The organism is Saliterribacillus persicus, assembly GCF_003337485.1.
GTDB lineage: Bacteria > Bacillota > Bacilli > Bacillales > Amphibacillaceae > Saliterribacillus > Saliterribacillus persicus.
The window spans coordinates 40,366-54,080 of sequence record NZ_QPJJ01000001.1; the positions used below are offsets into that span (position 1 = coordinate 40,366).

General features: G+C 35.8%; 8 protein-coding genes. 1 reads left to right on the forward strand and 7 read right to left on the reverse strand.

Annotation, left to right across the window (positions count from 1 at the left end; all coding sequences use genetic code 11):
* Window positions 1-35: 35 nt before the first annotated feature.
* The 7 genes from yhbH to DFR57_RS00220 form a co-directional block, all read right to left on the reverse strand.
* Window positions 36-1,199: a sporulation protein YhbH gene (gene yhbH, locus DFR57_RS00190; protein ID WP_425450927.1), complete on the reverse strand. Its 1,164-nt coding sequence runs from the start codon at window positions 1,197-1,199 to the stop codon at window positions 36-38.
* Between the two features lie 152 nt (window positions 1,200-1,351).
* A complete protein-coding gene (gene odhB, locus DFR57_RS00195) occupies window positions 1,352-2,644 on the reverse strand; it encodes a 2-oxoglutarate dehydrogenase complex dihydrolipoyllysine-residue succinyltransferase (RefSeq protein ID WP_114351119.1) in 1,293 nt (430 codons plus the stop codon).
* A complete protein-coding gene (locus tag DFR57_RS00200) occupies window positions 2,631-5,498 on the reverse strand; it encodes a 2-oxoglutarate dehydrogenase E1 component (protein ID WP_114351120.1) in 2,868 nt (955 codons plus the stop codon). The genes odhB and DFR57_RS00200 overlap by 14 nt, the downstream gene beginning before the upstream one ends.
* A gap of 170 nt (window positions 5,499-5,668) precedes the next feature.
* Window positions 5,669-5,923, reverse strand: a complete 255-nt coding sequence (locus tag DFR57_RS00205) for a hypothetical protein (protein WP_114351121.1) — start codon at window positions 5,921-5,923, stop codon at window positions 5,669-5,671.
* Between the two features lie 306 nt (window positions 5,924-6,229).
* Window positions 6,230-8,125: a PrkA family serine protein kinase gene (locus DFR57_RS00210; protein ID WP_114351122.1), complete on the reverse strand. Its 1,896-nt coding sequence runs from the start codon at window positions 8,123-8,125 to the stop codon at window positions 6,230-6,232.
* Window positions 8,126-8,585: 460 nt separating this feature from the next.
* Window positions 8,586-10,265, reverse strand: coding sequence for a glycoside hydrolase family 13 protein (locus DFR57_RS00215; RefSeq protein ID WP_114351123.1), 1,680 nt, complete (start codon window positions 10,263-10,265; stop codon window positions 8,586-8,588).
* Window positions 10,266-10,277: 12 nt separating this feature from the next.
* Complete coding sequence (locus DFR57_RS00220) at window positions 10,278-12,038, reverse strand: alpha-glycosidase (RefSeq protein WP_114351124.1); 1,761 nt, start codon at window positions 12,036-12,038, stop codon at window positions 10,278-10,280.
* A 323-nt stretch (window positions 12,039-12,361) separates the two neighbouring features.
* Here DFR57_RS00220 and DFR57_RS00225 point away from each other — a divergent pair, with 323 nt between their 5' ends.
* Window positions 12,362-13,666 (forward strand): extracellular solute-binding protein, encoded by a 1,305-nt coding sequence (locus DFR57_RS00225; protein ID WP_114351125.1) that lies wholly within the window; start codon window positions 12,362-12,364, stop codon window positions 13,664-13,666.
* Window positions 13,667-13,715: the final 49 nt, after the last annotated feature.

Consider the following 13,715-nt stretch of genomic DNA (forward strand, 5'->3'; position numbering starts at 1 on the left):
AAACAAATAATAGGCACCTATGAAAGTGCCTATTTTTAAGTTGTTAATTCAGCTTGTGTAGGTGGGCCGAAAAATTTTTTCATCGCGTGAAAAATATCACCTTTATCTCGCATCACATGATACCTGAAATTTTCATGCTCAATCTCACGAAACATTTGCATTAGATTTGAATGGCGATTATATTGATTGATTTCCCCATAACCAAATAGATTACAGCTTTCTAATAAGGCATCAATTAAGGGGGGACAGCGTCTATTATCTGACGTCAAGTTATCTCCATCAGAAAGGTGAAATGCATAAATATTATATCTATGAGGGGAATAAGTTGTTTCTATTAATTCTAACGCTTTTTTATATGCAGAAGAACAAATGGTACCGCCACTTTCTCCTTTTTTAAAGAAAGACTCTTCATCCACCACTTTCGCTTCTGTATGGTGCGCAACAAATTCAATATCTACTGTCTGATATTTTTTTCTCAGAAACCTCGTCATCCAGAAAAAGAAACTTCTTGCTACATATTTCTCAAATTCTCCCATCGAGCCACTTGTATCCATCATAGCTATTACGACAGCTTTGTTTTCTGGTTTTTCTATTTCTTCCCATGTCTTAAACCTTAAATCATCTGGATATATTGGCATAAAAGAAGGGTCCCCACTTGTAGCATTTCGTTTAAAAGCTTCTAGCATGGTTCTCTTTTTATCGATATTTCCTTGTAATCCAATCTTTCTAATATCTCTAAATTCAACATTTACATCAGTTATATTGTCTTTTTCTTTTTCCTTCATATTAGGTAATGACAGATGTTCAAAAAAGACTTGCTCTAATTCCTCGATCGAGACTTCTGCTTCATAATAATCTTCTCCAGCTACATCTCCTGCCTCTTTCTTCCCTTTTGAATCTCCCTCTTTTGGTCGTGCTCTAGCAATTACGTCTCCGACAGAACTTTCCCCATCCCCTTGGCCTATCATTTTTTGTTTATCAGAATTATATCTTATTTTATATTCATCTAATGAACGGATTGGGATCCTGATCTTCTTTTTACCTCGTGATAATATTATATTCTCTTCCGTGATTAAATCCTTTATCTTACCCTTCATCGCTTCATAAATTTTTTGTTGGTGTCTTCGTTGATCATCATAGCCTTTTCGATGTAAATTCCAGTTTTCTTCAGAAATAACATATGAGGCTTGTGTATCCATAAACACCCTCCTTCTCTCTTTATTCATTCTATGCAAGGAGAGTGAAGTTGATTAAGGAAAATCAGAAAAGAGAGTTACTTCTTTAAGTCTCATCTTGAAAAAATATAGAAAAAACGTTCATTTAATATTAATTAAATGAACGTTTTTTAAGTTTAACCTTCTAATAATAGATCATATGGATCTTCAAGTAATTCTTTAATTCTTACTAAGAATTGCACGGCATCCTTACCATCTACAATTCGATGATCGTAGGACAATGCGATATACATCATCGGTCTAACTTCAATAGAATCATCTGGCATAGCTATTGGACGTTTTTGAATCGTATGCATCCCCAGTATACCGACTTGCGGTGCATTTAAAATTGGAGTAGATAATAATGATCCAAAAATTCCACCGTTAGTAATAGTGAAGGAGCCACCTTGTAAATCAGCTAATTGCAGTTCTTTATCTTTTGCCTTTTTACCGAGATTCATAATTTCTGATTCAATACCAGCAAAATCTAATCGATCTGCATCACGCACAACTGGTACCACTAAACCATCATCCGTTGAAACTGCGATTCCAACGTCATAATAATTTTTAAGCAAAATTTCATTATCTTGAATTTCTGCATTAATGTATGGAAACTCTTTTAAAGCTCCTACAACAGCTTTTGTAAAGAATGACATAAATCCTAATTTAATGCCGTGTTTTTCTAGGAATTTGTCTTTTCGTTGACTTCGTAATTTCATGACTGCAGACATATCCACTTCGTTAAAAGTAGTTAGCATTGCTGCATTATGCTGTGCTTCTACTAAACGTTTAGCAATCGTTTGACGACGTCTTGACATCTTCACTCGTTCGACACGACCGTCTTCAGTTGGAGCCTCTTTTGGTTCCTGCTTCTTCGATTCTTTTTTCTTAGGAGCTTCTTTCTCATCCTGAAGTGCTTTTGCTAGTTCATCAACATCTTCCGGACGAATTCTGCCTAAAGGATCCTTCGATTGAACGTCATTAAGGTCGATACCCAACTCCCGCGCACGTTTTCTAGCGGCAGGCGACGCAATAACTTTTTGCCCCTTACCTTCCTTATCTGATTTATCTGAAGAAGTGTTTTCTTTCTTCGTAGATTTTTGTTCTTTATTATCGTCTTTCTTTTCTTCTTTTTCATCTTGTTTTTTATCTTCTTTTGAAGATTTATTGTCATTACTTTCAGAAGAAGCTTCTTTACTATCATCTACTTTAGCAATAATTTCCCCTACTTCAACGTCATCCCCTTCTCCTCTAACGAGTTCAGTGATAACACCGCTATAATCAGCATTCACTTCCACATTAACTTTATCTGTTTCTAGCTCAGCAATAGGGTCCCCTTTTTCAACAAAGTCTCCTTCATTAACGAGCCATTCAGAAATGGTACCTTCTGTGATGGATTCTGCTAATTCTGGTACTTTAATTTCCTTCATTGATTTCTCCTCCTTTGTTCAGCTCTAGGGCTTGTTGCACTAGACGTTTTTGTTCGGTCTTATGAATGTGTGCATCCCCAACTGATGGTGATGAACGCTCACAACGACCAACATAATGTAGCTCTATATCTTTTTCTTGTACCATTCTAAATAGCAACTCTTTCGAGAAGTTCCAACATCCCATATTACGAGGTTCTTCTTGTACCCAGCATACTTCTTCAAGGTTTGGAGAACCTTCGATTACTTTAGCTAAGCTTTTTTCTGGGAATGGATAAATTTGCTCCAAACGCACAACATGAACGTGTTCATATGCTTTTGGATCTTCACTCATTTTTTCTTCAATATCTACCATGACTTTACCTGTACCGATAAGTAATCGTTTTGCTGTCTTAGATGTTTCGCTTAGACCTGGTTGAGGAATTAGCGGACGGAATTTCCCATTCGTAAATTCCTCAGCTTTTGATATTACACGTGGACTTCTTAGCAAGCTTTTTGGTGTTAAAACGATTAACGGACGAGCTGCGTCGCTATCCACTAATGCTGCTTGGCGTCTTAGTAAATGGAAAAATTGCGCACTCGTTGTTACATTTGCAACAATCCAGTTATTCTCAGCACCCATTGTTAAAAATCTTTCTACCCGTGCACTAGAGTGCTCAGGGCCCTGACCTTCATAACCGTGTGGCAATAAGATCACCATGTTTGATCGTTCATCCCATTTCGCTCGACTAGAAGAAATGAATTGGTCAAAAATTACTTGGCCAGCATTCGCAAAATCTCCAAATTGTGCTTCCCAAACCACAAGCGTTTTTGGAGCCTTAACACTATAGCCATACTCAAAGCCAAGAACTGCAGCCTCAGATAGTGGACTATTGTGAACATCGAAAGTCGCTTTTGCTTCGTCTAGACCGTGAAGAGGGCTATATGTTTCCCCATTTTTAACATCGTGTAAAACAAGATGTCGATGGGCAAAGGTTCCTCGTTCAGAATCTTGGCCAGTTAGTCTTATCGGGATACCATCTTGTAAAATAGAAGCATATGCTAAAGCTTCACCGACAGCCCAATCAGCCTGTTCTTCATTTTCAAAGGCTTCATGGCGCTTAGAGAGGATTTTTTCCAATTTTTTAAATGAATGAAAGCCTTCAGGTCGCTTTAACATTCCTTTATTTAGTGATTGGAGTATTTCCATTGGTACTGCTGTTTCTATATCACTTAATCCATTTCTAAGTGCTTGAGGTACCGGTTTTGCTTCCGGATTCTCATTAATGTTTTCCGTCATTTCATCATAGATACCTTTTAACTTTTTAAATACAGCATCCTGCATTTCTTCTAAAGTATTATCTTCAACTATGTTATTATTCTTTAATTTTTCAGCATATACCGCTGCACAAGTTGGATGACCATCAATTGCTTCATAAAGCTGTGGCTGTGTAGCTCTCGGCTCATCCATTTCATTGTGTCCATATCTTCTGTAGCCTACTAAATCAATTAAGATATCTTTACGGAATGTTCTGCGATAGTCGTATGCCAGCATTGCTGCTGATATACATGCCTCAGGATCATCTGCATTCACATGGATAATTGGCACTTCAAATCCTTTTGCCAAATCACTTGCATATCGTGTAGAGCGACCTTGAGATTGTCCTGTTGTAAAACCTACAAGGTTGTTTGAAATAATATGAAGCGTTCCCCCAGTTGTATATCCTGGTAACGCACTTAAGTTAAATGTTTCTGCAACCACACCTTCTCCGATGAAAGCTGCATCACCATGAATTAATATACTAAAAGCTTTCTTTACATTCTGTACTGGTTTTCCTTTTTCAAACCTGTAATCCTGGGCAGCACGCGTAAATCCTTCAACCACTGGATTAACAAATTCTAAGTGAGATGGATTGTGTGCTAATGTAATACGGGTTGGAGATGGCTTCTCTTCCCCTAATTCTCTTTCCGCACCGAAATGATATTTCACATCTCCAGTCCAACCATACGTAATAGACTTTGATCCTGGCGAAGTAGGAATTAATTCCTTGCCTGCTGAAGGATGAAACTCTGAAAAAAGCTTATCATAAGGTTTTCCTAGTATATGGGTTAGTACACTTAATCTTCCTCGGTGCGCCATCCCCATCAAAATTTCTTCCGTATCATCATAAAAGGAATTTTGGACAATACGATCAAGCATTGGAACCATCATTTCTAAACCTTCAATGGAAAAACGTTTTTGTGCTACGAACGTTTTCGCTAAAAAGTTCTCAAATCCTTCTACATCAACAATCTTACCAAGTAATTTTTTCTTTTCGTCTGTACTAAAATCATAACGATATTGTCCAGTTTCAATCGTTTCTTGAAACCAATTACGTTCTTCATCATCATTTACATGATCATATTCAAAAGAGATAGTTCCTGCATATTGCTCGCTCAAATAATCTACAACATCTTTTGCATTTTTGATGCCCTCTCTAGAGTACTCCCATACCCATTCAGAAGGAATCGCTTCCAAAATCTCATTAGTTAGACCATAATGCTCAGGGCTAGCTAGTTTAGTGCCCTCTGTCTTTCCAGAGCCAACCGCATATATCTGTGCATTTAGGTGACCATAACGTCGAATAGCCTCAACAAGTTTGATTGTTGAGGAAAGCTGTTTTGCATTCGTATTAGAAGTGAATGTTTCTGTAGCTTTTCCATTATCGCCTTTTTTGCTTAATTCTTTTGGAGGACCATATTGCTGAAACATATCTCTTAAAGTTGGATCAATAGTTTCTGCATTCTCCAAGTACAATTCATATTGTTCTTCTAAATACCCCATATTTGGACCGTAAAAATTTTTCCAGAATCTCTCACTGGATTCCTGCTGTGTCACGTCTTATACCCCCATTAGAAGTCACTTACTTACGCTTATTAAGTTCCCATCCATTTGTAGTGCCTAACATTTTTACTACTTCAATAAATATAACCCAAAACGGTACAGTAAACAACAGTTAAAGGTTGAATATTTAACTTTTTATTTCCTTTTGTATATAAACTATGCATTTAAAAAATATAAATAACGAGAGCTATGATAGAACCTAAAATAAAAACAATGTATATAGCGCTCAAAATAGGTAAATTAGATTTCAAAGATTTTTTTTCATACTCTCTGGATCTTTTTAGTTCATCTATTGCTGTATCTCCCTCTTCTTCATATTGTTTAATGCGCTTTGTTTCCTGTCTTCCAATTAGCAAAGTTGCTACCAAGCCAACGATTGAGATAATTGTTAATAGTGTAATGATTAAAGTAATATTCATACTGTGCCTCCCTCGTATATTGATACATCCATTTCTTAGTATATCGTATTTTTCAACCTAATAGTTTAATATCCCTCTTGAATTTTATTAAACTAATAATTAGGGGACAATAATTCAAACTCCTCTATAGTAAAGGATAGGCTAGAACGTATCAATTAAAAAGCAAACAAACGGTTAATGGCATGAACTAAAGCTTCATTAGTTTTAAATATCTCCTTATTACATAGTTTTATATGTCCATCCCAATCACTAAAGTTAAACGAATTAGCTAACTATATAAAAAGACCTCCCTAAGGAGGCCAATTGTTATCTATTTAACAAACTACCTACATATTTTAATAAATCATTTGCTGAAGCTGCATTATATCCATACTCATCAATAAGCGTCGCAATCACTTCATTCATTTTCTTTAATTGTCTCTCGTCAGGAGTTTTAGTAGAGGTCGTTATTTTCACAACATCCTTTAGATCGGCAAATAACTTTTTCTGAATCGCCTCTTGCAAGCGCTCATGGGACTTGTAATCAAATTTTTTTCCTTTTCTAGCATAAGCAGATATTCGAATCAGAATCTCTTCACGGAAGGTTCGTTTTGCATTTTCTGAAATGCCAATTTGCTCTTCAATAGAACGCATCAGTTTTTCATCTTCCTTCATTTCTTCTCCGGTTAATGGATCGTGTAATTTTGTCTGATTGCAATAAGCTTCTACATTATCCAAGTAATTATCTAACAGAGTTTTAGCGGACTCTTCATAGGAGTAAACAAAAGCTTTTTGCACTTCTTTCTTTGCTAAGGTATCATATTCTTTTCGAGCAATGGAAATATAATCAAGATAATTTTCTTTTTGTTTTTCTGATATAGATGGATGACTATCTAAGCCATCTTTTAAAGAGCGTAGCACATCCAATGCGTTAATAGACTGCATTTCCTTTTTTATAATGGTAGAGGAAATACGATTAATCACATATCGCGGATCAATTCCACTCATCCCTTCGTCAGAAAACTCTTTCTTCAACTCCGCGGCGTCTACATTATTATAACCTTCTACATTCTGACCATTATACAAATACAACTTTTTTAACAAACCAATGTTTGCCTGCTTAGGCTCTTTTAACCTTGTTAACAAACTGAATATCGCAGCAATTCTTAGCGTATGCGGAGCAATGTGAACGTCTTTTATATCACTTTCTGAAATCATCTTCTGATAGATTCTTTCTTCTTCGTCTAACTTTAAATTGTATGGAACAGGCATAACTATCATACGCGAATGCAGTGCCTCGTTCTTCTTATTTGAAATAAATGCTCGATATTCCGCTTCATTTGTATGAGCTACAATCATTTCGTCCGCTGAAATGAGGGCGAACCTACCAGCCTTAAAGTTTCCTTCTTGTGTTAAAGATAATAAATGCCATAAAAATTTTTCATCACATTTTAACATTTCCTGAAATTCCATTATCCCTCTATTCGCCTTGTTTAGTTCCCCATCAAAACGATAAGCACGTGGATCAGATTCAGATCCATACGTGGCAATGGTAGAAAAGTCGATCGAACCAGTTAAATCAGCTATATCCTGTGATTTTGGATCGGAAGGACTGAATGTACCAATACCAACTCGCTTATCCTCAGAAAAAAAGATCCGCTCCACTTTTACATCTTCAATTTTTCCATGGTAGTCTTTTTCTAATTTCATCGTATTTAACGGTGATAATGAGCCCTCAATTTTTATTCCATAATCCTGATAAAAGTCATCTCTAAGATTTTCTGGAATTAGGTGCAGAGGGTTTTCATACATCGGGCAACCCTTAATTGCATACACAGCTCCTTGATCTGTTAGCGTATATCTTTCTAAGCCCCGCTTTAATAAAGAGACAAAAGTGGATTTCCCTCCACTTACTGGCCCCATTAGCAGTAATATTCGTTTTTTTACATCGAGCCTTTTGGCGGCAGGATGAAAATACTCTTCTACAATTCGCTCAATAGCTTCTTCTAATCCAAACAATTCATCTTTAAAAAAATTATATCGTTTCCCTGATTCTAGCTCTTCCACTCCCTCGTCACGAATCATCTTATAAATTCTCGAATGCGCAGATTGTGCTAAATAAGGGTGTTCCTTCACCAGTTCTAAATAATCTAGAAATGTCCCTTCCCATTTTAATTTATTTTGCTCTAAGCGATCCTGATGTAATTTCTCCATAAAATTCATTTCTCGTCCTCCCACTTATTTCACGCTTCTATATTCGCGAGATGGATAAACACAGTTTCTATAATCTATGTAGGAATCTAAAAAAAATGATTTTTAAGCACAAACAGGTGTTAGAAAATAATTCATGATTCACAAAGCATAGGAGATTCGTTATAATAGGGGCATATGACTCAAAAGCTAGCTTGTCTATTCACAAAAGGAGGATGACAAATGGGCGTAGCATTAGTAATAGGGGTTAGCATCACCTTCTTAGTTGCCATTTTCGCAGCAGGGTATGACGCTAAACAATAATGTTAAAAGATCGAACCTTCGTAGGATGGTTCGGTTTTTTTATGCATTATAATAAAAGTATTCTAAATTGATCTTGAATATATAATTGCTAAACTGGAATCCTAAAAGATTTAAAAAAAGTAAAGTTCACAAAAATAGAGCGCTCCTCTATAGAAGCGCCCCAGTAATATTATTTTTTAAAATACACTCTCGTTTCATATGGTGATAAAACTATTTCTTTTTCATTATTGACATCTAATTCTGTATTGCTAATCAATAGCTCACTATTCACTATTTCAAATGATTTAGCAGGTAACGAATAGTGTTGTTTTGAGGATGTGAAATTACTGATAACAAGCATCTGTTGATTATTTAGCTCCCTTGTATACACAAATAATGCATCATTGTCTTTTTCAAGCATATTAAACTTACCATCTACAACAATATCATGCGTTTTTCTCAAAGTAATAAGCTTTCGGTAATAATGAAAAATGGAATTTTCATCCTCAATTGCAGCCTCTGCATTAATTTTTTTATAATTAGAATTAACGCTGATCCAAGGATCCCCTGTAGTAAAACCTGCTTGAGATGACTCGTTCCATTGCATTGGTGTTCTTGCATTATCACGAGATTTTGTATGAATGGCTTGCATTAACTTGTCCTCGCTCCAGCCATCCGCTTTTTTCTCGTTATACATATTTAATGTTTCAATATCACGATAATCCTTAATAGAATCAAAGGCAACATTGGTCATCCCTATTTCTTCCCCTTGATAAATGTAAGGTGTTCCTTTCATAAAATGAAGCGTGGTTGCCAACATTTTCGCGGATTTCTCACGATACTCACCATCATCACCAAAGCGAGAAACTACTCTTGGTTGATCATGGTTATTCCAATACAAACTATTCCACCCTTTTTCTTCTAGGGCAACTTGCCACTTATTTAATATCTCTTTTAATTCAATCAATGAAAAATCTTTTAAATCCCACTTACCGTCTTCACCTGCATCAATATCCATATGCTCAAAATGAAAAACCATATCCAGCTCTTTTCGTTCTTGATCAGTATATAATACTCCTTCTTCAGGCGTCGCACCTGGCATTTCACCGACAGTCATAATATCATAATTCTTTAACACCTCCTGATGCATTTCTTGTAAATAATCATGAATTTTAGGACCATTCATAAAGTACTTTGCACCAGAAGCATAAGATGAACCTTTTTTACTTTCTCCATCAGGTAACCGACTGTCCTTTGATATGAAATTAATAACATCCATTCGGAAACCGTCGATCCCCTTATCGAGCCACCAAGACATCATTTTGTATATTTCTTTTCGTAATTTCGGGTTTTCCCAGTTTAAGTCAGGTTGCTTTTTCGAAAAAAGATGGAGAAAATATTCATCTGTTTCTGCTTGATAACGCCATGCAGAACCACCAAAAACAGACTCCCAGTTGTTTGGTTCCAGATTATTTTTACCAGGTCTAAAGAAATAGTAATTACGGCACTTATTTTCTTTTGATTTTGAAGCCTCCACAAACCATTCATGTTCGTCTGACGTATGATTTACAACTAAGTCCATGATTAATTTCAGATCCCGTTTATGCATTTCCGCTAATAATGTCTCCCATTCTTCCATCGTTCCAAATTCGTCCATAATTGCTTGATAATTTGAGATATCATAACCATTATCATCATTTGGTGAATCGTATACAGGAGAAAGCCAAATCACGTCTATCCCTAAATATTTTAAATAATCTAGTTTTTCAATAATTCCATTTATATCTCCAATTCCGTCTCCATTGCTATCACGGAAACTTCTTGGATAAATTTGATAAACCACACTTTCTTTCCACCATTCTCTTGCCATAATTCTCTCCTCCTATAATTTTTCCATAAAGCATTTAAAACCACTTCCATTTAAAGTAATATTCGGTGATTCATCAAAGGAAAATTCCTCATTAGTAAATATTTCATTTACTTTTTTAGAAGCTAATGATTCGACCACAATACTTTGTGCTTTATTAGAATTATTTAATACAAAGATTAATTTTGTCTCCTCTGTTTTCTTTTCATATATCACGATATTTTTAAAATTATCTACTTCTATAAAACGAAAGCTTCCACTATTGCCAAAAGCATCAATTTCGCTTCTAAAATGAATTAATTGTTGAACAAAGCGAAATAATGCGGCGTCCTGATCGTTTTCGTCCCACTCCATACAAGCTCGACATCCAGGATCTCCCCCACCAGCCATTCCTATTTCATCTCCGTAATAAAGACAAGGTGTGCCAGTAAAAGATAGCTGGAATAAGTAAAGCAATTTCACTTTATCCTTATCGTCACCGGCAAGTGTAAGAATTCTTGGTGTATCATGACTATCTAATAAATTAAAGGATACTTCGTTGACATTCTCCGGGTACATGTGAAGTACTTCGGTTATGTTGTCTGCAAAACTTTTCGCTTCTATAGTTCTTTTGGCAAAGTAATCAATTGCACCATTGGTAAATGGATAATTCATCACCGCATCAAACTGATCACCCTGTAACCAGCGCATAGAATCGTGCCAGATTTCACCAAGAATATAAGCGTCAGCTTTCGTTTCTTTTACAACTTGTCTAAAGGACCTCCAAAAAGCATGGTCTACTTCATTGGCAACATCTAAGCGCCATCCATCAATATCAAATTCCTCAATCCAATATTTTGCCACTTCTAGCAAATATGATTTAACTTCCGGATTAGCTGTATCTAATTTAGGCATACTTGGAACAAAACCAAATGTATCGTAATTCGGGATTGGCTCCATTTGAACCGGAAATTCACGCATATGAAACCAATTTTTATAAGAAGAAGCTTCTTGTTTTTCTAAGACATCCTGAAATGGTGTGAAATAAAATCCGCTATGATTGAATACCGCATCAAGCATTACTTTAATTCCTTTTTCATGACAAGCTTTCACTAGTTCTTTAAAAGTTTCTTTATCTCCAAATTGCGGATCTATCTCCATATAATCAATGGTGTCATACTTATGGTTCGAGTAAGCTTTGAATATAGGGGTGAAATAAATACCAGTGATTCCAAGCTCTTCTATATGATCCAAATGATCAATTACTCCCTGAAAATCTCCCCCAAAAAAGTTAGTTGGAGTTGGTTTTTCGCTTCCCCATTTCAGTGTTCCTTCTGGATTTAATAGCGCGTCACCATTTGCATATCTTTCAGGAAAAATTTGATACCAAACTGTATCTTTCACCCAGCTAGGAGCAGAAAAAGTGTCATTTTCATGTATAAATGGAAAGCAGAAATAGCAACCTATGTCTTGTGGTGCTTGACTATAAAAACCACGTTCAGTATAAACATTTTGTTCTCCATTTTTATCGTTTAGATAAAAACCATACCGCAATCGTTTGAAGGGTGGCTTTACTGCTACTGTCCAATAATCAAAAAGCTCTGTTTGACCCGTTAAATTCATATCAACCACATGATATTGCCACTCGTCAGCTGTAAAATCATATGGATCTCCATAAATAAGAGATACATTAACTAAATCATCACGTTCTGATTTCAATCGTATGTGTACCGTTTCTTTATCGTAAGCATAGGACATTGATGGGACCGATCTGTGGTAAATTGCTGTCTTCTTCATTATTTTCCTCCTTTAGTTCATGCAACCAGTGAACAAACGATTGCGCAACTAATTAGTGATTTTCTTCTAATAAACATCTCTTATGCCGGGATATCTATTTATTCTTTGCAACATCTTTTATATAGTATAGCAAAAAATGATTTTAACTGTAAGCGTTATAAAAGTTTTTATTACAATATTCAAATTTAAATAAAGCTTTTTATAAAAAATAAAATTAATGGTTGTCAAAACAGAATCACCTATGTATAATAAAAATCAAGATATGCGCAATCGTTTTCACAAATGATTGTATATCAGTAATAATCTATTGGGAGGTAAATTAGATGAAGAAATGGTTAGGGTTTTTAGTAGGTATAATGGTCTTAGTAATGTTGCTTGCTGCATGTGGTCCAGATGAAACAGAAACAAGTGAAGAGAACACAGGTGAAGAAGCTACAGAAGAAAATACAGAAAATGAAACAGAATCAGATATGCCTGAAAAACCTGAAAAATTAAAAATATGGGTGAACGCTGAAGAAAAACAAGAAGAAGCGATCAACCAAATCGGAGAAGCTTACACTGCTGAAACTGGTATTGAAATTGAAGCAACTCCAATTGATATGTTAGAGCAGGTAGAAAAATTAGACGTAGAAGGTCCTGCAGGTAATGGTCCTGATGTCATTTTTCAACCACATGATAGAATTGGCGATCTAGTATTACGTGGCCTTATTGATCCAGTAAACTTAGGCGATCTTGAAGGTGATTATACAGAAGCAGCTCTTAGTGCTGTTACAAACGAAGGTGACATTTGGGGGTACCCTGCTGTTACAGAAACATATGCTTTATTCTATAATAGTTCATTAGTAGACGGGGCGCCAGAAACAATGGAAGATTTAATGGCTATTGCTGAGGAACATACAAATGCAGGAAATGATGAGTATGGTTTCTTGATGGAAGCGGCAAACTTCTATTTCACATACCCGTTCTTCTCTGGTAACGGAGCATATGTATTTGCGAATAACGATGGTGTTTATGACATTGAAGATATTGGTTTAAATAACGAGGGTGCAGTTGAAGGTGGAAAATTAATTCAATCATGGTTTGATAATGGATACATTCCACAGGATCTAACACCAGATATTATGAACGGTCTATTTAAAGAAGGTAAAGTTGCATCTGTCATTAATGGACCATGGATGGTGAGAGAATATCAAGAAGCATTAGGTGATGATTTACAAGCAGCGATTTTACCAAAACTTGATAATGGTGAGAATCCAAAATCATTTGTTGGGGTAAAAGCATATCTTCTATCTTATTACTCAGACAACAAAGAATGGGCTGAAGATTTTATGGCATTTGTAACGAATTCTGAGAACGCAATGCTTTATTATGATGTTGCTGGTGAAATGCCTGCACGCAAAGATTCTATTGAAGATCCAGCAATTGCTGATGATCCAATCTACTCTGCATTTGCTGAACAAGCAACGTTTGGTGAACCTATGCCAGGAGTTCCTGCAATGCAACAAGTTTGGGATCCTATTAATAATGGTCTATCCTTTATATCTAAAGGTGAACCAGTTGAAGAAGTATTAAATGAAGCTGTACAAACAATTAAAGATAATATTGCTGCTTCAGGCGCAACACAGTAATTTTTAAAATGATATATGGAGAGTGAGAAGCTTTCCATATATCTTTTTT